Origin of the sequence: Olivibacter sp. 47 (assembly GCF_030372825.1) — a bacterium.
GTDB classification, from domain to species: Bacteria; Bacteroidota; Bacteroidia; order Sphingobacteriales; family Sphingobacteriaceae; genus Olivibacter; species Olivibacter oleidegradans.
Window position 1 is genome coordinate 2993443 of the sequence record NZ_JAUCNR010000001.1, and the last position, 23552, is coordinate 3016994.

Below are 23552 nucleotides of genomic sequence, written 5' to 3' on the forward strand. Positions count from 1 at the left end.
TCATTTAAGATAAGTAAAAGTTTATCTTTGAAATTTAGCCAATAGCGATGATTAAAAGTTTAACCCGGCACGACTATGAACGTGTCATGGAGATTTGGGAAAGTGCGGTAAGAGCGACTCATCATTTTCTTAAAGAAGAAGATATTTTGTATTATAAAGAACTGATTTATAATAAATACCTCGACTCAGTAGATTTATACGGTCACATCAGGCAAGATGGCATACTAACCGGCTTCATTGGGATCTCCGGCCAAGCCATCCAAATGCTATTTATAGATGCAACCAAACGCGGGATCGGAATAGGTAAAAAATTAGTGCAGTATGCCTTGGATGAAAAGGATGCAAGAACCGTTGATGTCAATGAGCAGAATCAGCAAGCGGTCGGCTTTTACAAGCATATGGGTTTTGTGGTTGTCGGCCGTACCGCTGTAGATGATGCAGGAAAACCCTATCCCATCTTAAGTATGGAATGGGGAAATGTTTAATAATATAAAAAAAGTGTCTAAAAAGTCCATCACCATCGTTCCTCGCAATGACCTTCGAGTCCTACAGAGCGAGGATATAACTAAATCGTCCTTTGGGCTCCTTTGTTTTTGTTAAAAAACTGACCGCTCGCAATGACACTTTTTTTAGGTGTTAACTACCTTTAAACACTTTCTTACATTGTTTTACCGTCAACAATTATGCTTGTTTTGCAAGCTGTATATTGCTCACTAATTTGATGTCTTCACCAAGAGCAAGGCCTCCTGTTTCAGTTAGTGCATTGTAAGTAAGACCGAAGTCCTTACGGATAATTTTTCCGGTAATTTCAAAGCCCGCTTTGGTATTGCCGTAAGCATCTTTTTCAATCCCGCCAAATTCAGCTTTAAGCGTAACAGGTTTAGTTATTCCTTTCATCGTTAAGTCACCCATTAATTCAAATTCATCATCCCCAATCTTTCTCCAAGAAGTGGAGTTAAACGAAATTTCAGGATGGCTATCTGCATCAAAAAAATCACCGGTTCTTAAATGGTTATCGCGATCAGCATTTTTAGTGTCTATGCTTTTTACATCAATTCTAAAATTCGCTGTTACCTCTTCAAAACCATCTGTTGCTGTCGCTTGACCGTCAAATTGATTAAACGCACCGGTAACGGTGGAGATTACCAAATGTTTGATCTTGAACTGTACATCCGAATGTACAGGATCTACTACCCATGTTGTTGCCATATTTTTAAATTTTTAATACATTTCTGTCTTGATGAATCAAAGATAAATACTTTAATATTAAATTAATGTTTAAACATTTATTGTGAAATTGCTATGACGGTTTAGTCATTAGGTTTTAGGTGTTAGGCATTAGGCATTAGGTTTTAGGCTATAAGCAGTAAGCTTTATAGTAAGTTTTAAGGTATAAGCTATAAGCAGTAAGCTTTAAGCTATCGGAAATCAGCAATCAGCCCATGATAACGTTAGCTAATCATCCCATTGGCTAATTGGCTAATCATCACATCGGCTAATCATCCCATTGGCTAATTGGCTAATCATCACATCGGCTAATCATTCATTGGCTAATTGGCTAATCATCACATCAGCTAACCGACCGTAGGGAGCTCATGAATGCCTTTAAAGTGAACACGAATGAATAATTATCCCATTGACTAATAAACTACTTCCCTACTCCACTACTTAACTACTCCACTTCCCCCTCCCCAACTCTTCTTTAGAATAATTTTTAATAAGAATTGTATTTTCAGGTTTTAGTTCTTTTCTTTGCAGAAATTTAGATAAAGTCCAAATAAGAATGAGACCGCTCTCCTACCTAACTGTTTTATTTGTCACTATTCAATCCTTATTTCTACCATCAATTATTCAAGCACAACAGATTGCTAACCTAAAGGGGGTGGTGTTGACCGCTGACGGTAAAGGTGCTGAAGGCGTTTCCGTTACCTTAAAAGGTTTAAATCGTGGCGCATCGACCGATGTTGATGGACACTATGAGATCAAGCAAGTCCCTTTCGGCTCTTACACACTTCGCGTAACGGCCTTAGGATTGAATACCCAAGAGTTGCAAATTAAGGTGGACGACCTTGAAGTGGATGTACAGACGATCATCTTAACAGAAAGTGCCGCCACGCTCAGCGAGGTGGTGGTTAATGGTGTAGGCGCTAATCCGTATACGAGAAGAAAAAGCAATTTTGTCTCCAAACTACCGCTTAATAACCTCGAAAACCCCCAAGTTTATACGACGATTACCAAAGAAGTGCTGAGAGATCAAATAGTCACAAACTTTAACGATGCGTTAAAAAATAGCTCAGGATTAGATAAGCTATGGAGTTCGACCGGTAGAAGCGGCGATGGGGCCGCGTACTTCACCTTAAGGGGCTTTTCTACACAGCCAAATTTGATTAATGGAGTTGCTGCACTGACCAATGGCGATTTAGACCCCGCTAATATCGAGCAAATAGAGGTGGTCAAAGGGCCGTCGGGCACGTTATATGGTGGAGCACTGGTTAATTTTGGAGGTCTGATCAATATCGTTACTAAAAGACCCTTGGATACGGTAGGTGGAGAAGTTTCTTACACCATAGGCAATTATGCTCAACATCGGGCAACCTTAGATTTGTACGGTCCGCTCAATCAAAAAAAGAATCTATTAGGACGTGTAAATGCGGCATATCATAAGCAAAACAGTTTTCAGGATGCGGGGTTCAGGAAATCATTTTTCATCGCACCTTCACTGGAATATCGAGCTACTAGTCGATTGACTTTGAACTTAGATGCTGAATTATATCATTATGAAGGAACAAACCCGCTAATGATTTTTCTGAATAGAACACGACCTCTCCATGCAAATACACCGGACGAATTACAATTTGATTATAATCGGTCATATACACATGATGATGTAACGTTTAAAACCCCTACAATTAATCTAAGAGGACAAGCTTTGTATAAGATATCCGATCAATGGACATCTAGAACCCAAGTCAATTATAACCGAAGAAAAACCGATGGTTATTATCAGTATGTGATGTATACGGATGTTGATAATGAACGGTTAGGCACCATTGCAAACGACACGATATTGAGCCGTTATGTTACCAAACAAAACGCAGTAAGTGAAGTGATTAATATTCAGCAGAATTTTACGGGCGACTTTAAGATTGGTGGTTTACGGAATCGTTTGGTTTTTGGTTTAGACTACCTAAGACAGGTGAATAAAAATAATAATGCTCCTTATATTGTTTTTGATCGACTGAATTCGAGTATTGATGATCCAAATTACTACAATTACAATAAGGAGGCAATTGATGAGCGACTGGCCGCCAGTACCGGTTCTTATACCTACAATCGCGCCAGCAGTAATGTATACGGAGCTTACTTGTCTAACGTACTTAATATAACCGATCAGTTGATCGCCATGGCGAGTGTGCGCGTCGATCGCTTTCAGAGCGGTGGAACGGAGAACTTAAATACAGGTGTGGTAACGGGCGACTATGGACAGACGGCTGTTTCACCGAAATTTGGTGTCGTGTACCAAGTGATCCCTAACCAAATATCGATTTTTGCCAATTATATGAATGGCTTTCGGAATGTGGCTCCGGTTACGCAACCGCTCCCGGATATACCCAATACGTTTAAACCGCAGCAAGCTAATCAATGGGAAGGCGGCGTTAAATTGGATGTACTGGATAATCGATTGAGCTTTACTGCCAGTTACTATGATATATCCGTTAAAAATATTACGCGAACTGAATCAATCATCAGAGATGACACTACATACAACATCACCGTTCAGAATGGTACACAGTTGTCACGAGGCTTTGAATTGGACTTAACTGCACGTCCGGTAGAGGGCTTGAATATTATTTTCGGCTATAGTAATAATACCAGTAAAATTACCAATGCCGATGTGAATGTTAATGATCGCCGACCTGTTTCGGCAGGCCCCAAACATTTGCTTAATTACTGGGTTAGTTATCGTTTTCATCAAGGAGCAATTAAAGGGATTGGTTTAGGTTTCGGCGGCAATTCTGCCAGCGAGAATATTATTACCAACGATTTGCTGACCGGTACTTTTACTTTGCCGGGATATACGGTGTTGAATGCCTCTGTTTTTTATGATCATCCTAAATTTAGGATCGGATTAAAGATGGATAACTTGACTGATAAGGAATACTTTAAAGGGTGGACAACGATCGAACCGCAGATGCCGAGAAGCTTTTTGGCTAATTTAACGTATAAATTCTAAATATCGGGTTAATGGCACATGGTAAGACGAAAGCAAAGAAGAAAAAAGGAGCGATCAAAAAAATCGCTGCATTTCTGCATTTATGGCTCGGTTTGATTTCAGGCATCATTGTTTTTATTGTAGCCATTACGGGTTGTCTTTTTGTCTTCCAACATGAAATTAGCAACCTGATTCATCGCGACAAGTTTTATGTTGAAGTGCCGGAAAACGCAAAGGTGCTGCCCTTAAGTAGTTTACAAGCAACTGCTGACAAAGCGCTGGGCAAGTCGGCAACCTATATCACAAGCTATCGCGCACCGGAGAAAGCATGGGAGTTCATGTGTTATGAGGCGGGCAACCAACAAGCCCTCACCTTTTTCGGCGCCATTAACTGTTACGAATCCGTATTTATCAATCCCTACACCGGTGAGATTACCGGTCGTATTGATTACACCAGGGAATTTTTTACCATTGTGAAATATATCCATTGGAGTTTGCTGCTGAATACACCCTATGGTCAGCCAATCGTAGGATATGCTACACTCCTATTCGTCATTCTTTTAATAACAGGTTTAGTATTATGGTGGCCTAAAAATCTAAAAAAATCGAATGTCAATAAGAGCTTCAAGATCAAATGGAAAGCAGGATTTAAGCGCCTGAATTACGATTTACATAATGTGCCCGGTTTTTATGCCTTGCTAATTACACTGATTTTGGCATTAACAGGAATGGTTTGGGCCATGAAGTGGTTCGAAACGGCGGTTTATGTAACCGCTTCGCAATCAACCACACCACCGCCCTTTGTTACGAAACAGTCGGATACCACAGCAGTCGCCGTACTTTCCCCATTGGATGTTGCATTCGCTACGGCCAATAAGGAATTTGATAAAGGGTATGATCGTATTGGTTTATCACCGGCTTTCGGCAAAGAAGGTGTAATCTATGCAGCTGGTTATCGAGGCGCAGAGCTCTATTATAACACAGACGAAATACAACTAGATCAGTATACAGGGAAAAGACTTTATCGTCGTAATTACGCAGAGAAAAACAATGGTGAGAAGCTTATTGCTATGAATTACGATATTCATGTAGGCGCCATTTTAGGTTTACCCGGGAAAATCCTCGCTTTTATCGCTAGCCTAATTGCCGCTTCTTTACCGGTCACAGGCTTTATTATATGGTATGGCCGGAAGCGAAAAAGCAGGCCGGCCATACCACCAAAGGAAAACGATTTACAGTACCAGCTGTAGACCTGCGGTAAAGCCTACATTCAGCGCTTGATAATCTTTGCTGTTCTGCTTGTCCCAAATTTTCATTTTAACCAGCTTTTTGCCATCCTCATTATCAGTATTGATGTAATTAATCGATGGACCGCCATATAGATATATATTAGGTCCTATTTTGATGGAAGGTAGAATACGTAAACCATTTTTATTAAAGTAATTGCCATCAAAATCAGTTAGCGTGATGGATGAGATTTCAGCAGCGAGCCTAAAGTTGGTTCGATTTAACAGATTCGCACCGATACCTCCTTCTACGCCGTAGCGAATGGCCTCATATTGCGGATTGAACCCAATTCCGAGGATTCCATATAAAATTTGGCCACCGGAGCGGAAGCTGGCAAAAGTCGACAGATCTTCATCTATTCCAATGCGGATACTCTTTTCCCCATTTTTCACGATATTCACCAAGCCGAGGGTATAATCGCTGCTATCCGCGATATTCAGCACCCCGAATTGTATGCCCCTTACGTTTTTTGCTTTGTTGATGACCCCAGCTATTTGGACACCCTTTACGTTGTCAGCCTGATTGTAAAGTCCTGCCATCTGCACACCATCCATTTGCTTGCTCCTGTTGCTTACACCACTTGCTTGCAAGCCCTTGGTAGAAATCGCTGTATTGAGCACACCGCCCAATTGTAGATGAACATTTCCCCTACTTTGGTTGAACAAGCCCGCAAATTGATAACCCTTAGCTGCATCGCCTGCTAAATTGACGGCACCGGCTAACTGTACGCCATGGAGCGTGCCGGAAACCTGGTTGAATACACCGGAAGCTTGCAATCCGGAAGCATTGCCCTTAACAATTCCGGCAACACCATATAATGCGAACGCTTTCTCTCCACCAGATAGACCTGCTATAGCATGTAAGCTAATGGTGTTGCTATAATTGGCTGCTTTGCCACCATGGGTACTTAATGGATATATGATGCCTACGTGAGCAGGGCTATCTTCTTGAGCAGAGAGGTTAAAAGATCCTACTATTAATAAAGTAAGTGCCAGCAGGGTCTGTTTGTAGCTAAATAGTTTTCTTTCCATAAATCTTGTCATTATCTTCGTTTAACTAATGACAAGCTAGCTAGACTTCCCCCCTATTCTTTTTAGAAAAAAGCAACACCCAATTCAAGTCCTACCCACCATTTAAAGCGTTCTTTGTTTAGAAGGTATGGATATCCGGCCGAAGGAATGTCTTGTGCGTTTTCAATAACCTGTTTATTCTTGCTAAGGAAATTAATCGTTGGCGCAACGTACAATTTTGTTTTTTGACCTAAAGAATAATTGTAAAGGATATTCATCTTAGTCCAACTGCTCACGTTTTCATAGACTGATCGGTGTAATTGCTGGCTCAAAAGTTCTACCGCAAAATAATTATCTTGATTTCTTCTTCTAAACTCATGCCCCAATCCGAAGCCCGTAGCAAAAGTTTGCTCACCATTCCAGCTTCCGTAGCCCGCAGAAAGAATGCTGTATAAATTTGCGTTTCCACTTTTAAATGCCAGATTGGTATACAGGACCTCATTACTTGATACACTCAGTCGTTTCATTCCGTTTTTTGAAATATTAACCAATCCAATGCTGATTCCCGAAGAGGTATCAGCCATATTTATTAAACCAAATTGTAAGCCGTGGTTCGTTTTCGTCCTATTGAGAATTCCGGCAATTTGTACGCCCCTTAGTTCCTCAGCATAGTTCATTATGCCGGCCAATTGAACGCCATTTGCATGTTTTTTAACAAAGTTAAAGACGCCGGCGGCTTGAAAACCCTTTAAGCTATCAATAACCGTATTATAAATTCCGGAGAGTTGAACCCCCGACATATTACCCCCTACCATATTGACAGCACCCGCCGCCTGAACATATTTCACGTGATAGCGATCGATATTGAATATTCCAGCCAACTCTACGCCATTGACTCCCGCGGTGTAACCACCAATGAGATTAGCCGAGAACTTGTTGACGACCTGACCACTCATCATGCCATGTGAGCTTAAGCCGGGAGTTAGCGAAACCTGTACGGGGGTATAGGCGAAAAAGTTTCCCAGATTTAATGCATTTAGCTTTTGTTTAGAACTTAAAAATAAACGAGCGAGCGCGGTATTGGAGACAGATTCTTCCCCATCTCCCATATATCCATAATGCCCACTACTATTGATGTTTTTTCCTAGGTTGACGGTAGGCAAGAAAACGGTGGTGGTATCTTTGTAAAGTTCTTTGCTAACCGTTAAAATCATGGGATTTCCGTCCTTGGTTTTCAGCTTTAATTTAAAATAACCCTTTCTATCGGTCATCGTTCCCACGAGTAGCCGTTTTTCATAAACGCTGGCATTATGGATTCCTGCTCCGGTTTTTTCATCCACTACATAGCCTTTAATGGTATATATTTTTTTTCCTTCGCCCAATTCTTCAGGCATGAGCGTTAAACGAAATGGAGCCGGACGGATAATTAAATGATTCGGACTCTCTTGATATTCGTAACTATCACCCAGTAATGTATTGAGTGCCGTCTTTACGTCGCCATTGAAATGCTGGATGCTAACCAAACTGTCACTTCGGATAATGCCGCTGCTATAAGAAAAATGAAAGCCACCTTGCCTTCCGATATCTTCCAGTACGGTTACAAGTTTTTGTTGGCTCACATGAAGTTTAACCGGCTTAAAAAGATAGTTTTGACTAAAAGCGGTGAAACCCGCTAAAGACAATACGAATGTCAATAGCAGGCTTTTACAAGAATGCAATAATTGGTTCTCCAAGGGGATAGCGATTATGTTATATTATAACGTTTCTTTTTTTAATATAATTGTTTTACCATTTTTTCCATTTCCAATCGTAATGTTTTACATAACGTATGCAAGATGCCGGGTAAAGAATCATTGTCAAAGGTAGTAGTTATTGGCAAATTGCCTGTGGCTATATTCTCCGGTACAATCCGCACTTGATAAACTTCGTTGAGTACTTCTACAAATCGCCACAAAGGGGTCCCGTCTAATTTAAACATCCTACTTCTGTAGTAGTCATACAGTTTATCGTGTTGCTTTTCCTGTTTAAGGCCCTTTTGTTCTACCATTGCAATGGCTTTTTCGTCTGGCTTTAATTTGATAATTACATCTTCTCGACTTACTTGAACAGCTCCGGTCTCCACAATAACCTCCGTCAATTTTCTGTTGCTTTTTACATTAAACGAAGTGCCCAGTACGTTGATCGTCAAATCTTTTACGGCTACATTGAAAGGGCGTTTCTTGTCGCTGGCCACATCAAAAAAAGCCTCCCCCGACATATATACTTTGCGTTGGCCGTTAAATAAATCTTCGGTATAGCTGAGTTTAGCATGACTGTTAAGTGTTACAACGGTTCCGTCCGGTAAAGTATCGGTTAGGGGCGTTTCATTAGCCGTCACCTCAATGCTATGCAAATACGGATGCTTTGGTGCTATAATGTAAAGGTAAATACCTGTCATTAAACCCATAACCGCTAGGATGCTTGCCGCTACCCTTAACCATCCCGTACCCTTACCTTGATATTCTTGAAGATGTGGTATTGAATCGCCCTCGTCGACATCTTCTGGGGGTCTTTCAAAGCGTTGATCTCTCAGCAGTTGAAACCTTTTCCATGCTATATCTTCGTCCATAGGTTGCTGCAACGCAAGCTGCTTGCTGGTATCCCAAATCAATTTGAATTGTTCAAACTTTTTCCGGTTGGCCTGGTCCTCTGCAAGCCAAGCTTGTACATCTTGATCTTCCTCAGGAGATGCTTCCTTAAGAAGGAATTTTATAAGTAATTCATCTTTCATTGCCCGAGAAATAATTTTAGTAAACAATAAACCATAAGCGGCAAATAATCAGCCAATTCCGTCCGTAATATTTTCAGTGCCTTTCCCATTTGATTCTCCACGGTCTTAATCGATATCTCTAGTCTGTCTGCGATCTCCTGATACTTTAACTCCTCAAAGCGACTCATCTGAAAAACTGTTCGACATTTTTCCGGTAATACGTTTAAGGCCTTTTGAAGTTCCCTTTTTAGTTCGTTTTCATGCAGCTGATTAGCAGTATGTTCGTAGGTGAAATCATTTACATAAGTAATATGATCTTGGTGTCTTTGTTTTACCTGCCAATGCTTAATGGTGTTCATGCAATCATTGTAAGTAGCTCGATATAGGTACGATTTTAGTGAGCTTCGTATGTCCAGATTCTCTCTTTTTTCCCAGAGTTTTAAAAAAAGTGATTGTACGATCTCCTCTGCTGCAACGGCATCTTTTAAAATTGTAAAAGCGTAAGCATGTAGACTATTGAAGTGCTGTTTAAAAACATTTTCGAAAATTTCTTCATTCCCCTGTTGCAACAGGTTAAGCGTGACGTTGTCGCTCTGCATATTTAATTGTGTTAGCATATAAGCTATATCAAGTCAAACTTAGATAAACTCGCTGTCATATACAATTCTTGCGCGTATCCTAGCACGTTTATCATTTTCTTCCTCTATTTTTTTATGAAATACCGATAACCTTCCTCATTCCGCTTCCCTTCTTTGCTACTATGACAACCGTTCCTTCATCTACCCCTATGGCTTCAATTATTTTTTTATTAGGGAAATAGTTGAGTGGTTGAGTAGAAAAGTAGTTTATTAGCCAATGTGATGATGAGCCAATTAGCCAATGTGATAATTATTCATTCGTGTTCACTTTAAAGGCATTCATGAGCTCCCTACGGTCGGTTAGCTGATGTGATGATGGGCTTTTGTGGGCTTAAAGCTTACTGCTTATAGCTTATACCTTAAGGCTTACTATAAAGCTTACTGCTTATAGCCTAATGCCTAATGCCTAAAAGCCTAAAGCCTAATTCACGCCTGCTTTGCTAAAAGTAATGGTATATGGGTTACATAAGCCATCCGCTCGGTAATGTCTGTTAAGAAGAGGCTTTCAAAAAAGTTTCTTTTCTTCTCAATATGGACGATTAACGAGATGTCATGCGACTTGGAGAACTCCAATATTTCCCTTACAATATCAATTTCGCTGATGGCATAGTACTTGGGATTGTATCGACTAATTTTTTCCTTTACAGCGGTAAAATTATGATTGTGCAAGGTTTGTAGCGGTATGCCTTCGCTTTCATGACTGAGCACGTAGAGTTCGAGGTGGTTATGGAAATGCAAAGGATTCAATAAATTGGTTATTGTTTGCGCCTGTTTAGGATCTTGCAGATCGATCACCGATGCGATTTTAGTGATAGGTGTAAGCTTTGCAGACTCGGGCACAATTAATAGGGGCCGGTTGACAGTTTTAGCGATCTTTATGGTATTGCTTCCTATTAGGGTTTGCTCAAGTTTACTTTTACCGGTTAAACCCATCACCACGTAGTCCACCTGATATTTGTTGATTAAATCATTGGTAAGCTCATCCAAATCACCTTCTTTTGCTAAGTAGGTCAATTCGGTGTCCGTATGTTTTAAAAATTTCAGTTCATTAACCAATCGCTTTAAATGCGTCATCGATTCCTCTTTGGTTTCGTGTGTTTTATTTACTACCAACGGACTGCTGGGAATTGATGTAATACTCGGCAACTTATTGAATAATAATATACGTGCGATTTTCAACTGCTTCGCTAAGATAGCAGCGTATTTCGCAGCATGTGTGGCTGCGTCAGAAAAATCCGTTAGTACTAAAAGCGTCTTCATAAAATTAAATTTAAACTCAAGCGCTAACACTTAAAGCAATATACTAATAAGCTAAGTTAATATGCAAGTCATCCGATTAAATTTCCGCAAAAGTATGATGAAAAAAACTCCGGTCAATCAGATACAAAAACTGTATTTTAGCTTCCATATCCGTTGAGGGCATGATAGATCGCTTTATTAAATTTGTGTTTTTTGGAAACATTTTTGTCGGTATTCTGGCCATCGCCTTATCGCTGGAAACCGCCGTTCAACTTGCCATTCCTTTTAATAATACAGCTTATTATCTGCTTTTGTTTTTTGCAACGATGGCATACTATACATATGCTTATATCAATGTAACAGTAAGCAGTAGACATAACAATCCGCGCACCCAATGGTATCAACAAAATATCCGATTTGCTAAAGGAAACTTAGGATTTTCCATTTTGATCAGCCTACTGCTTGCTTTAGGGCTGATTTGGCAAAACATACAGTCGTTGAGCTCCCTACATTGGATTTATTGGTTGATTCTTATTATTGTACTCGTTGCAATTATTTTATATTACGGACTTTTACCCCGATCATTTATGGCGCTGAATATTCGAAATTCGGGTTTATTGAAGGCCTTTATCATCGGATTCGTCTGGGCATGTTGCGTCAACCTTTTTCCTATTATTATGTTGAAAATACAGCACCCGCTAAATTCGGTCGATCCCTTTCTTGTGCTATGGCTTTTTGTTAAAACCTTTATGTTCTGTACGGTAAATGCCATCATGTTCGATATTAAAGATTATGCAGAGGATGCCAATAAGCAATTAAAAACGTTTGTCGTGAGATTTGGTCTTCGAAATACAATCTTTCAGCTATTAATTCCATTGCTATCCGTAGGTGTCCTATCCATGGTCATTTTCGGCTATTATAGGCATTTTAGCTTCATTCCTTTAGTGATCAATATTTTCCCTTTCGCCTTATCTTTGGTAGTGGCTTATTCTATGCATAAGCGGCATCGGATACTTTATTACCTAATTGTTATTGACGGTTTGTTACTGGTGAAAGCAATTTGCGGAATATTTGCCATGCAATTTGTGTAACAATACGATGAAGAATAACTATGATAATATTGCGCCCTTATATGATAGGTTAAGCCGATTGGTGTTCGGGCGGGCGCAGGTCAACGTTCAATTAGATCTGATACACAGCATTGCAGCGGATAGTCGTATTTTGATTGTTGGAGGTGGATCGGGATGGATACTGGAGGCGCTGGCCAAGTTACATCCCGAAGGTTTAACGATAACCTATGTGGAAATTTCAGAAAAAATGTTGCGAATGGCCCGAGATCGTAATTGTGCTAATAACAAGGTTGTATTTGTTGAGCAAGCCATTGAAGATTTTGAGGCACTTCAAAATTCTTATGATGTGATCATCACTTCCTTTTTGTTCGATAATTTTTTGCGACCAAAAGCGGAAAAAGTATTTGGTCATTTGACGAGATTACTGGCAAGCGAAGGCCTCTGGCTTTATGCTGATTTTTATCTTGATCCGAATAAGAAAAACGGCTGGAAAAAGGGAATGCTCAAACTTATGTATAAATTTTTTGGGTATCTGTGCCAAGTTGAAGCACGCAATCTCATCGATATGAGCCCCTATTTTCAGCGCAACCGGTATCAGATGCTTTTCTCTTCCCTACACTATGCCGGTTTTATAAAGGGTATTGTTTATAAGAAATCCAAAACTGGTCCCGAATAAATAGCTGTTGGTAGAATTAGTGCTTAAGTTGGTGTATTCTATTTCGCAATTCGGTAAATGTCTTTTATTTTAGTCCGGTTTCCATGCTGTGAATTAACATATTTTACATGATTTTTTCGTTGAGTTTAAAAAAAGAAGTTATAAAACAGATTGCTTGTTTCCTACTCGCACTCATCAGTGTCTTTACGGTACATGGCCAAAAGGCAATCACCTTGCAAGAGCGTGTCAATCCTACGTTGTCCCTTTCCGTGAGCGAACTACCCGACCGGATCTTATTTCAGGACATGCGTACAAAGGCTATAGTGAATGAATTATTGGTGCCTGGAAGAGGTGTAGGCGGTTTGTTGACCTTTTCGCCGGACGGACAGTTTTTGGTAGCCTCGGGGAATGACGGACAAACCACAATTTACGCACTAAGTAGAGATATCATACGCCAGCTTGCGCGGCTTCCTTTTAAAACGAAATTGGCTGCTTTTAGCCCTGTAAAAAAAGAATGCGTATTTGTTCATTCCGTGAAAACTTTTAATGCAAGAATGACCAAGTATGATACAAACACATGGAAAGCGATTGCGACTAGGAATATTGCATCCGACATTAATGCGGTCGGTATCAGTTACGATGGTAAGTTGATTGGATTTACAAACAATCGGCTTATCCAGTTATTAGATTACGAGTCGCTAACCAAAGTAAACGTTAACTGGGAAAAAGAAAAGCAACGCTTATTGATCTTCCATCCCAACAAGCAAGAAATAGCAAGTGTAACGGCAGAAAATAACATACAGATTCGCGATTTTCAAGATACCTTAATTCGGGAAATCAAAACAGGCTCATCAAAAATTACTTGGTTGGGTTACGATCGTGTCGGCGAAAATATAGTTAGCGTTGATGTGGACGGTCGCCTATCCATTTGGAATCCCGTTCAAAAAAACAAGGAGCAAGAACTATCAAATATTTTTACTCCTCCAGGTTTTACTAAAGATAATAATATACTCATAAAAAAAGAACAAGGTTGGACAACAGTTCCCATAGACATAGAAGCTTCACAGGAAATACATGATCGCTTGTCTTCTTCTAAAAACCATGAAGGGAAAAGGCTGAAATTTTTGCCACAACCCATCATTGGGTTCAAGCGAGAAGCAGGTTTTATTGTAGGTGCGGGCGCTACGATGATTTGGTACCCAAAGACCGGTCATGCTTCCCGATTTTCACAACCAACCATCTTTGCTCCAATTGTCAGTTACGGCTTCAATGGAAAGCAATTGGCAGTGGGCGCTTATATGGAAGCTTACTATAAAGAAAAGTGGTATTTTACGAACAATTTCTTGTTTACAAACAATGCAAAAAACTATTTTTTCGGCATTGGAAGAGAAAGCAACGATCGTCATAAAACGGCCTATGTTTCGGACAATTTTGTGTTAGAAGGATCGGTGAGCAGGATTTTATCCGATCAGTTCTTTGTAGGAATTAACTATAAATTGAGAAAAGATAATGAATTGGATTTTGAGGAAAAGCCCACGTCCAATTTTCACGGCGGCCAAGGAGGTTGGCTTTTTGGTATCGGTCCTACCCTACGCATGGACAAGCGAAATGATGTTCTATTTCCCACAAAGGGAAGTAGGTTAGAGATTAATTATTACTGGTTTAATCAAGAAATTATCAGCGATTATCAGTATCAGGAATTGAAATTTGATTATCGGAAATTTATACCTGTAGATTGGCTTGTACAAGGCGATGTATTAGCTTTCCAAGGAATGTTTAACGCAACGTGGGGAGGTGAAGCTCCTTTTTATCAGCTGCCTTATATAACCGCCGATAGAGCATTTAGGGGCGTTTGGCGAAATTTATATATCGCAGAGCAGGTGTTTAGTGTGCAAGCGGAGTATCGATCTTACTTTTCAAGCGCCGACCGTCGCTTTGGATATGCCATTTTCGCCGGTTTGGGAGATGGTGCAAAAAATTTCTTTAAAGATTACAAAGCCTCCATTAAGGCATTCTATGGTGTTGGCTTTAGGCAACAGCTTATTCCAAGATATCGATTGTATACCCGTGTCGATTTTGGTTTAACAAGTAAGGGCGATTTTGGCGCTTTTGCGGGCACCGGTGTTGCGTTCTAAAACGAAATTTTAAGGGAAGGATGATGCAGCAACTTAAAATATTGATTCACAAGCAGTGGAAACGTTTTGCTGTTCTTTCCCTGTTTGGTGTATTTTTATACTGTTTTGTTTTTTTTATTTCTTATGTGTCTAATCCGCAGGAGGCGGTATTTTACTTTGGTAGACGCTATGGTTTTGTTATAAATGCCATCCTTTTTATAACAGAAAATGTATTGTCGTACTTTTTTCTAATTTTTTATATTATACTTCCGGTTATTCGCGAAGGAAAATGGAAAAAACCAATCCTCTGTTTTATTATCCTCTACCTTATCAAATTTAGCTATGGATATTTTGATTCTTTGGAAACCAACTCCATGCATTCGGTTCGTCATATACAAGACTCCAAAACGCTCATTCCGGAAGATAGCTTTGCATGGTTTATGCTATGGTTCATTGTGTTTTCCATTTTTGATATACTCATTTGCATTGGCGCGTCTTTAACCATCGAGTGGTGGCATCGGAAAAGGCAGCAAATAGTTTTAGAAAAGCAAAGGGCACAGGCCGAATTGAGCGCTCTTAAACATCAGATTAATCCTCATTTTTTATTCAATTCCTTAAGTTTTATTTATTCAAAGAGTATTCGACTCGATGAAGATCTGGCCAAGGCTGTATTGTTGTTGTCTGATATTATGCGCTATGCTTTAACCGTAGAGGAAGATAAGGAAGGAAAGGTGGTGCTCGAAAAAGAGATTGTACACTTGCAGAACATTATTGAAATTAACCAGAAAAGACTCAATAGTCGACTGAATATTAAGTATGACGATCAGGTGAAGAATAAGCAACTCAAGATTATCCCGTTAGTTTTGATAACCTTGGTAGAAAATGCATTTAAGCATGGCGATTTGTTGGATGTTAAATGTCCACTGGAAATCAACTTGTTAGAACAAGACCAACATTTCTTTTTCTCCATAAAAAATAAAAAGGGAGAAGGACGCAAGGAACTTTCGAATGGTATAGGCTTAAGTAATATCCGGCAGCGGTTACATTTAATCTATGGAGATAAACATCGCTTTGTAGTGCAGGAAGATAAAGCGACATTTTCCGTATTATTGCAAATTCCGATCGAACAATAGTTTTAGCCATGATAAAAGAAGATACCCGCCAAAGGATGAGCTGCTTTGTAATTGACGATGAAGAACACGCGATTGATCTTTTAACACATCATATCGGAAAAGTTCCATTTCTGGAGCTAGTTGGCTCGTCTACGGAGCCAGTGAGCGCTTTGTCGGCAATCAAAGCAAAGCCGGTTGGTCTACTTTTTTTGGATGTGCAGATGCCCTACCTTACCGGAATAGAGTTACTTAACGTCCTAAATATGGATGTACAAGTTGTTCTCACAACAGCTTACACGGAGTATGCACTCACGGGCTATGAATTTGCTGTTGTTGATTATTTGCTTAAACCTATTTCCTTTGACCGATTTTTGCAGGCTGTTAATAAAGTTCAAAATCATCAAGATAACAAAAACGAAGTTGAACTACCAGGTAGTCCGTACCTCTTTATAAAAACAGATCGCAAAGGAAAACTATTTAAAATAGACGTAAGTAAGATTGTCATCATTGAAGGACTTAAAAACTATATTTCTATCTATTTAGATCATGGCGAACGAATCATTGCATTCATTACCATGAAGGAAATAGAAAAGCATTTAAGCAAAACGGCTTTTATGAGAATTCATAAGTCCTATATTATCGCACTAAAGCATGTTCGTGCGATAGAGGGAAACCAAATTAGGTTAGCTTATTATCCTCAAAGAAGTATTCCTATTGGAAACATCTTTAAGGACGCTTTTTCAGCTTGGCTAGATAAAAAGACCTTGTCTCGTTAATTTGTAGGGACTACGTCCAGTATATCAAGTATTTCCTGCCAATTATTAGCGCGAAGATGATGGGTTATACCGGCATTATGACCAGCGCTAAACAAAATGGGTTTTCCTTTGCAGAAATCCAGATTCTTACAATAGTCATCAATCATAAAGTCGGTATCAATAATACTTTTGTCTCCGCAAAAAATGATGTTGTGCCAGTGAATAAATGGAAAATGTTCAGCAAGCCATTCCTTCTTTTCAAATAGAGAAAGTGGAAATTCCATCGCGGCAGAAACAATGTAAACTTCATATCGCGTCTGAAGCCTCCTTACAGCTTCCACTGCTCCCGCCATTACCGGTATCGTTCTAAAAAAACCCGGTGTATAAAGGTATTTAAATATAGATCCGTTTGGCAAAGCTTCCGCCTCGGGGACATTATGGAAGATGTCCTTCGTTAAACGCTTTCCATATTCCTGCTCATAATAATGTAAATACTGACTTTCCGTGTCGGCTAAGACGCCATCCATGTCAATAGCAATTGATCGTTTTTTCATATATTGCAATTTAATGCAACAAAAATACATAATATTTGCAATTTATTGCAATATATTTTTATTAACTTTGCATTAAATTGCAAAAAGATGATCAAAGCAGAAAGGCAACAGCGATTAACGGAGCACATAAAGAACAAACAGTCGGCGCAACTGAAGGAGTTAAGTGAGTTACTAAATGTTTCGGAAGATACCGTGCGGAGAGATATCAAGGAGTTGTCCGACCTAGGGATTGTGAAAGCTGTGCGGGGAGGTGCCATTGCTCACTCGCCGGTTCCCCATCACTATCGCGATCGGGAACATTTACAACTGGAACAAAAGCGATTAATTGCTGAAAAAGCGTTAAATTTTATTGAGGATGGACAAGTAGTGTTTTTTGACGGGGGAACATCAAGTTTGGCGGTGGCCGCTGCCCTCCCCCCCGAGCGGAACATTGTTGTTGTTACAAACAGTTTTCCCATTGTCAACGCATTGGAGGATCACCCCTTAGCAGAAGTTATATTTTTAGGGGGGCGTTTAAATAAAGGTGCCTTTACGACTGTCGGTGCTGATACCGTAGATGCGATTCGTACGATTAAATCAGATCTGGCTTTTTTGGGAATTTGCAGCATTGATTTAGTAGCCGGGATCACTACGCGTGATTATGATGATTGTATTATCAAGCGAAATATTGTAGCCAATGCGAAATATGTAATAGCCTTGTCAACCGTTAATAAAATTGCTACGGCCGAACCTTTTTTCGTAGGACCGGTTCATTCGATCGATCTGATTTTGACCGATGCAGAACTCGACGCTACACTGCAAGCCGCGTTTAAAGATGAAGGCGTTTCTATACAGTAGAACCGATAGCGTATATAAAACGCTACAATAAATGTAATGAAGACTCTTTTGGGATCGGTCATGCCGAATTGATTCCATGACGTTTTATGGCCTATTTTAGATAAATCAATGCATTTTTATTGCTTTTTACCATTTTTTAAAAAAACTGTGTTTTTAGCTCATTTAAAGCGATTTGGTACGAAAAATGTGGTTTGTAGCCCATTAGGGCAAGATCATCTTGTCGTCAAATTATCACTTAAATAAAAAATTACTACAATGGACAAATTTGGAAAGTTAAAAGAGCTTATTAGCTCAGTTGAAGTTGATGCCGACAAATTCTACAACAAAGGAAATGCAGCTGCCGGTACACGGGTACGTAAAGCAATGCAAGAGTTAAAGAATCTTGCCCAAGAGATTCGCAATGATGTTACCTCTATCAAAAATTCGGGTAAATAATCATTAAAAAATTATTACCTATGAAATACCGGAGCCCGAGGAAATCGGGCTTTTTTGTTTTAAGCATTAGGCTATAAGCTTTAGGCAGTGTCGACTATAAGGGCATTGGTACAAGGCCTGCCTACCGGCAGGCAGGCAAGTATCAGGATTTCCTATCCCGTGTCTTATGTCTTATATCCGATGTCTTTTATCTTATGTAGTACCAACGATTCAACAGCTCATCCACCACTAAAAACCCTACGATACTACTCATATCTCAAAGCTTCTATAGGGTCCAGTGCTGCGGCTTTTACCGCAGGATAATAACCAAAAAAGACACCGGTAATAACACAGACAAAGAATGAAATGACGATTGATGATTCGGAAATCAAGATCGGCCAATGAACGAGACTGGATATCGTGAAGGAGGCTATAATTCCAAGTATTGCTCCCATTACACCGCCTGTCATGCTAATAACGACGGCTTCCGTTAAAAACTGCCACAAAATATCCCGGCCACGAGCCCCTATTGACAGCCGTAATCCAATTTCCCGTGTACGTTCTGTAACCGATACATACATAATGTTCATGATACCAATTCCGCCAATGAGAAGTGAGATACCGGCTACTGCAGTCAATAAGGAGGTCATCATGCCGCTTGTTGAACTGAGCATTTGTATAAGTTCGGCCATGGTGCGTACTTCAAAATCATTTTCAGTACCTTCCCGAATACGGTGATTTTCTCTTAAGACGGTTGTGATATGTTCCATTGCTTGATTTGACAAAGCTTCGTTCGGTGTTGCTGCATAAATATTTTGAAGATAGGTTGTAGCCAAGATACGTTTCATGACGGTTGTATAAGGAGCAATGATGATATCATCCTGGTCCTGTCCGAAAGTATTTTGCCCTTTTGCATTAAGTACACCAATAATCTGAAAAGGAATTTTTCCAAAACGGATAATCTGGCCCACAGGATTCTCGTTTTCTTTGAACAAATTATCAACAACGGTTTGGCCTATTAAACAGACCTTGGCAGAAGCCTTCACTTGTTCTTCCGTAAAGTTTGATCCATCCTTATACTTAATTGGCGTATCTGTAGGTAGTCGCTGGAAACACCTTGTAGCGATGTTGGCCAGTTATTGGCTCCCCGAATTGCCTGTCCGCTACTGGAAACACCAGGTGAAAGCGCGTTAATTTCACTTACCTCCTGCTTGATCTTGTTAACGTCGCTAAGGGTGAGCGATTGCACACTGGCTGCGCCTAGACGAACACCGCCCGGCATCGGACTGTTGTTGTAAGGCATAATCGTAATCATATTAGAACCCATGCTTGAGAAGGTATTCTGTATACTTTGTTTGGACCCTTCGCCAATAGACATCATGGTAATCACAGCGGCGACACCAATGATAATGCCCAGCATGGTAAGAAAGGCTCTCAGTTTATTCCTTTGAATCGCCCGGAGCGCTATGCGTAATAAATTGACGTAATTCATAAATTGAATTTTCTGCAAATGCGTTAATAATCATCATTTGTCGGTAAGGCAGCCAAGGCCTCTTTAGCGGAACGAATCGCCGTATTTGGTGTATCTCGTTGAATCTTTCCATCCCGCAATAGGATGGTTCGGCTGCTGAATGATGCAATGTCAGGTTCATGTGTGACGAATACAATGGTCTTTTGTTGCTCTTGATTCAACTCTTGCATCAAGGTCATAATTTCGTACGAGGTCCTCGTATCGAGATTTCCCGTTGCTTCATCTGCTAAGATCATCACAGGCTCATTCACTAAAGCTCGGGCAATAGCCACACGCTGTTGCTGCCCACCTGAAAGCTGGCTCGGCGTATGATCATACCGGTCTTGCAGTTTTACCATTTCCAGTGCATGCATCGCTTTTTCCTGCCGCTCTTTATGAGAAATGCCGGATTGGTACAATAAGGGTAGTTCCACATTTTCCAATGCCGACGTTCTAGGCAATAAATTGTAGGCCTGAAAAACGAAACCAATTTTATTGTTTCTCAATTTGGCTAATTCATCCCGATTTAAACTTTTAACATTAATTCCATCTAAAAAATACTCACCCGAACTCGCTTTGTCCAGGCAGCCTAAGATATTAAGCATGGTGGATTTACCCGAACCACTACTTCCCATGATCGTAACAAATTCACCCGTATTTACATCGAAGTTTACACCTTTCAAGGCACGTACCACCTGCGATCCGACGAGAAACTCTCTTTTCAGATCCTTAATATTTAATATCGCTGCCATTATCGTCTTCTCCTTGGTGTCGGCAAGAAAGGGTTTGACCCCATATTTTCCGGTGTACCTTGTCCGGTACTCACAATAGCTGTTATAATGCTATCTTTGGCGCCTACCCCTCCTTCTACCTGAACCTTTGTATTATCATTAATGCCTACTTTGATGGCCTGCCTAAACACTTGATTTCCTTTCAGTACCCATACGGCATTCTGGGCCGTATCGGCGGCTTGGTTTTCGATGAGTCGATACGGTGGTGTAACCTGCCCTGGTTCGATGGTGAGTTTCAGGGCACTGACAGGAACTGTAAGTACGTTGCTAGCTTCTTTTGTGTAGATCGTTACTGTAGCGGTCATACCTGGTTTTAACTTCATATCAGCATTACTGGTTTCAATAATCGTTGTGTACGTGACAACATTATTGGAGGTACTGGGTTGTAAACGAATTTCAGAAACTTTGCCTTCAAAAGTTTGATCGATATAGGCATCCACCGTAAAAGTAACACGATCACCCATTTGGACATCGCCAATATCGGCTTCGTCTACTTTGGCCTGTACTTGCATTTTGGTAATATCTTTGGCTAAACTGAATAAAGTAGGCGTATTAAAACTGGCGGCCACTGTTTGCCCAACGCTGACACTTCGATTAAGCACAACCCCATCAATTGGTGAATAGATTTTAGTAAAAGATAAATTCTGCTGCGCCGATCGCAACTGCGCCTTAATGCTGTTGACACTTGCCTGCGCCGTTTCATACGAATTAGTTGCCAGATCGTAAGTGGCCTTGCTGATCGCCCCTACTTGGAAAAGCTCCCGTTGGCGATTGAAATTGATTTGCTGATAATTAAAATTACTTTGCGCCTGCGCCAGCTGTCCCTTGATTTGATCAACCGTTGCCTGCATTAAGGTCGGATCTAGCTCCGCTAATAGTTGACCTTTTTTTACCTGCGCGTTGTAGTCGGTATAGATGCTGGCTATAATACCGGAAACCTGCGTTCCCACGGCTACCGTGTCAACCGGCTGAATAGTACCCGTTGAGGTAATGATGGATGCAATGGGGCCTTTTTCAGGCACTGTTGTTTCAAAAGCTACTCCGTTTTCCTTTTTCCTGCCGAAAAAGAAATAAAGTAAAACAGCGAGCATTAAAATCAGGATACCAATAATGATTATTTTTTTACGATTCATATATATAATTCAAGAGTTTGCACTTATTGTTGATTTTCCAAAAAATCGCCCTTGTAGAAATTGAATACATTGAGCGAAAGCATGGCACTATATTTTGCTTGCGTATATGCTTGTAATGCTTGTATGTATAGATTTTTTTGCTGTATATATTCTACTGTATTAGCCGATCCTACACGTAATTCTTCACCTGCTATCCGGTATGCTTCCTTATTATAATTTAACTGTTCGGCGGAGGCATCGTATTGACTATATGCATTCTGCGTGTTGATGTAAGCCTTTTCCACTGTTTGTGAAAGAATAGTTTTTGTATTCAACAGATCAAGCTCTGCTTGTTTAATGGCAATATTGGACTTTGCTACATTGGTTTGATTAACCTTTCTGCTGAACAAGGGGATGGTCGCAGTAATGCCGATTTGTTGATAGAAATTATTATCAAATTGCCTAAAGGTACCTATATTGGTGCCGTTGTTGTAATTGGTGCCTATCCCGCCATTCAGAGATATAACCGGCAAATAACCCGCTTTTGCCTTTTTGAGATCGAGCTTTGAATTTTCGATATTGAGTAAGCTATTCTTTATCTCGGGCCGCTTGTTTATTGCGTCCTGGATCACTTCATGTAACGAAGGAATGGCTGCAAGGGCAAAAGTCGTATCGGCTTTTACAATATCGAAAGCGCTGTCCACCGGAAGCTGAAGCAATTGTTTCAGGGTAATTTTATCTTGTCTTTCCGCATTCTTAGCACTGGTTAATGTATATTGATCAGAAGCTAGTTGCGCCTGCAATTGAATTAAATCTTTTTTCGCTGCCGCACCGGCCTTATACTGTTGATCCATTTGTTCAGTTTGCGCTTGGGATGTTTGTACCAGGTCCTGCGCATAAACAATGGTTTCTTTATCAAGCATAATGTTGGTATAAGCTTGAATAATCTGTAAGTATAAGTCGTTACCTGCCTCAGAAACGTCCAAATCAGCCATTTCAGTAGCTAATTGTGATTGGCGAATATCGGCTCTTAGGGTTCCCCCATTAAAAAGCGTTACGGAAGAGTTTAAACCCGCACTTCCATTTAAATTGATCGATTTACCGGTATCCCCCCAGGCTGTCCCGTAGTGAGTCGCATTCTGTGAAGCTGAGGCATTTAAATCGGGCAATACAGAAGCTTTGGCACTGATGAGGTTTTGATCCGCACTTTGTTTGGCCAAACGTAAATTATTGAGGGTTATATTATGTTGTTGGGCATAAGCCAAGCATTCTTTTAAAGACCATTGTTTGATATGCGTTTGTTCTTGCTGGGCATTACCAGCCAATGTGCACGATATGAGCGCGAAAAAACTCATATATTTTAACCATCTAATTGCCATATTTCATGTTTTGGAACGGCACAAAAAGACAAGCTTTACGAGATATAAAAAAGCTTTCTAGATTGAAAGGACGGTATGCTCGACAGAAAGTGTTATTTTGCAGATAAAACCAG

Annotated in this window: 21 protein-coding genes and 1 pseudogene; 10 read left to right on the forward strand and 12 right to left on the reverse strand. The window is 40.2% G+C overall.

Annotation, left to right across the window (positions count from 1 at the left end; genetic code table 11):
* Positions 1 to 47: 47 nt before the first annotated feature.
* A complete protein-coding gene (locus tag QT327_RS12970) occupies positions 48 to 485 on the forward strand; it encodes an acetyltransferase (protein ID WP_130857763.1) in 438 nt (145 codons plus the stop codon).
* 196 nt (positions 486 to 681) lie between these two features.
* Here the strand turns inward: QT327_RS12970 and QT327_RS12975 are convergent, their stop codons facing one another.
* Positions 682 to 1209: a YceI family protein gene (locus tag QT327_RS12975; protein WP_130857762.1), complete on the reverse strand. Its 528-nt coding sequence runs from the start codon at positions 1207 to 1209 to the stop codon at positions 682 to 684.
* A gap of 574 nt (positions 1210 to 1783) precedes the next feature.
* On the opposite strand from QT327_RS12975, the gene QT327_RS12980 reads away from it, so the two are divergent.
* The gene (locus QT327_RS12980) at positions 1784 to 4234 is read left to right on the forward strand and encodes a TonB-dependent receptor (protein WP_130857761.1); all 2451 of its coding nucleotides are present in this window, start codon (positions 1784 to 1786) and stop codon (positions 4232 to 4234) included.
* 11 nt (positions 4235 to 4245) lie between these two features.
* Positions 4246 to 5463 (forward strand): PepSY-associated TM helix domain-containing protein, encoded by a 1218-nt coding sequence (locus QT327_RS12985; protein ID WP_289553038.1) that lies wholly within the window; start codon positions 4246 to 4248, stop codon positions 5461 to 5463.
* Here the strand turns inward: QT327_RS12985 and QT327_RS12990 are convergent.
* From QT327_RS12990 to QT327_RS13010, 5 genes are all read right to left on the reverse strand, one after another.
* Positions 5446 to 6531, reverse strand: a complete 1086-nt coding sequence (locus QT327_RS12990; protein ID WP_289553040.1) for a hypothetical protein — start codon at positions 6529 to 6531, stop codon at positions 5446 to 5448. The genes QT327_RS12985 and QT327_RS12990 overlap by 18 nt on opposite strands.
* A gap of 62 nt (positions 6532 to 6593) precedes the next feature.
* The gene (locus tag QT327_RS12995; protein WP_130857758.1) at positions 6594 to 8204 is read right to left on the reverse strand and encodes an LA_2272 family surface repeat-containing protein; all 1611 of its coding nucleotides are present in this window, start codon (positions 8202 to 8204) and stop codon (positions 6594 to 6596) included.
* Between the two features lie 77 nt (positions 8205 to 8281).
* The gene (locus QT327_RS13000) at positions 8282 to 9280 is read right to left on the reverse strand and encodes a FecR domain-containing protein (RefSeq protein ID WP_289553041.1); all 999 of its coding nucleotides are present in this window, start codon (positions 9278 to 9280) and stop codon (positions 8282 to 8284) included.
* Positions 9277 to 9876 (reverse strand): RNA polymerase sigma-70 factor, encoded by a 600-nt coding sequence (locus QT327_RS13005; protein ID WP_198140273.1) that lies wholly within the window; start codon positions 9874 to 9876, stop codon positions 9277 to 9279. The genes QT327_RS13000 and QT327_RS13005 overlap by 4 nt, the downstream gene beginning before the upstream one ends.
* A gap of 447 nt (positions 9877 to 10323) precedes the next feature.
* Entirely contained in the window at positions 10324 to 11157 is an 834-nt protein-coding gene (locus QT327_RS13010; protein ID WP_013666661.1) for a universal stress protein, read from the reverse strand.
* A 161-nt stretch (positions 11158 to 11318) separates the two neighbouring features.
* Here QT327_RS13010 and QT327_RS13015 point away from each other — a divergent pair, with 161 nt between their 5' ends.
* From QT327_RS13015 to QT327_RS13035, 5 genes are all read left to right on the forward strand, one after another.
* Positions 11319 to 12227: a UbiA family prenyltransferase gene (locus QT327_RS13015; protein WP_013666662.1), complete on the forward strand. Its 909-nt coding sequence runs from the start codon at positions 11319 to 11321 to the stop codon at positions 12225 to 12227.
* Positions 12228 to 12234: 7 nt separating this feature from the next.
* Positions 12235 to 12882 (forward strand): class I SAM-dependent methyltransferase, encoded by a 648-nt coding sequence (locus QT327_RS13020; RefSeq protein WP_130857756.1) that lies wholly within the window; start codon positions 12235 to 12237, stop codon positions 12880 to 12882.
* 107 nt (positions 12883 to 12989) lie between these two features.
* Positions 12990 to 14996, forward strand: a complete 2007-nt coding sequence (locus QT327_RS13025) for a BamA/TamA family outer membrane protein (protein WP_130857755.1) — start codon at positions 12990 to 12992, stop codon at positions 14994 to 14996.
* Between the two features lie 20 nt (positions 14997 to 15016).
* On the forward strand, positions 15017 to 16108 hold the full coding sequence (locus QT327_RS13030; protein WP_289553042.1) for a sensor histidine kinase: 1092 nt from the start codon (positions 15017 to 15019) through the stop codon (positions 16106 to 16108).
* Positions 16109 to 16116: 8 nt separating this feature from the next.
* Entirely contained in the window at positions 16117 to 16863 is a 747-nt protein-coding gene (locus tag QT327_RS13035) for a LytR/AlgR family response regulator transcription factor (RefSeq protein WP_289553043.1), read from the forward strand.
* On the opposite strand, the gene QT327_RS13040 is transcribed toward QT327_RS13035, so the two are convergent.
* Positions 16860 to 17396, reverse strand: a complete 537-nt coding sequence (locus tag QT327_RS13040) for a 5' nucleotidase, NT5C type (RefSeq protein ID WP_246860290.1) — start codon at positions 17394 to 17396, stop codon at positions 16860 to 16862. The two genes, QT327_RS13035 and QT327_RS13040, sit on opposite strands and share 4 nt — an antisense overlap.
* Before the next feature lie 87 nt (positions 17397 to 17483).
* Between QT327_RS13040 and QT327_RS13045 the strand changes: the two genes are divergently transcribed.
* Together QT327_RS13045 and QT327_RS13050 are read left to right on the forward strand one after the other, a co-directional pair.
* Positions 17484 to 18233: a DeoR/GlpR family DNA-binding transcription regulator gene (locus QT327_RS13045; RefSeq protein ID WP_130857751.1), complete on the forward strand. Its 750-nt coding sequence runs from the start codon at positions 17484 to 17486 to the stop codon at positions 18231 to 18233.
* Between the two features lie 255 nt (positions 18234 to 18488).
* Entirely contained in the window at positions 18489 to 18668 is a 180-nt protein-coding gene (locus QT327_RS13050) for a BF3379 family histone-like protein (RefSeq protein ID WP_013666669.1), read from the forward strand.
* A gap of 245 nt (positions 18669 to 18913) precedes the next feature.
* Here the strand turns inward: QT327_RS13050 and QT327_RS28230 are convergent, their stop codons facing one another.
* The 5 genes and pseudogenes from QT327_RS28230 to QT327_RS13075 form a co-directional block, all read right to left on the reverse strand.
* A complete protein-coding gene (locus tag QT327_RS28230) occupies positions 18914 to 19417 on the reverse strand; it encodes an ABC transporter permease (protein WP_354004817.1) in 504 nt (167 codons plus the stop codon).
* Positions 19418 to 19459: 42 nt separating this feature from the next.
* Positions 19460 to 20139 (reverse strand): annotated as a pseudogene (locus QT327_RS13060) (ABC transporter permease); the annotation flags it as partial.
* A gap of 23 nt (positions 20140 to 20162) precedes the next feature.
* Entirely contained in the window at positions 20163 to 20909 is a 747-nt protein-coding gene (locus QT327_RS13065; RefSeq protein ID WP_013666671.1) for an ABC transporter ATP-binding protein, read from the reverse strand.
* Positions 20909 to 22081: an efflux RND transporter periplasmic adaptor subunit gene (locus tag QT327_RS13070; RefSeq protein WP_130857749.1), complete on the reverse strand. Its 1173-nt coding sequence runs from the start codon at positions 22079 to 22081 to the stop codon at positions 20909 to 20911. The genes QT327_RS13065 and QT327_RS13070 overlap by 1 nt, the downstream gene beginning before the upstream one ends.
* Before the next feature lie 23 nt (positions 22082 to 22104).
* Entirely contained in the window at positions 22105 to 23439 is a 1335-nt protein-coding gene (locus tag QT327_RS13075; RefSeq protein ID WP_242627364.1) for a TolC family protein, read from the reverse strand.
* Between the last annotated feature and the right edge of the window lie 113 nt (positions 23440 to 23552).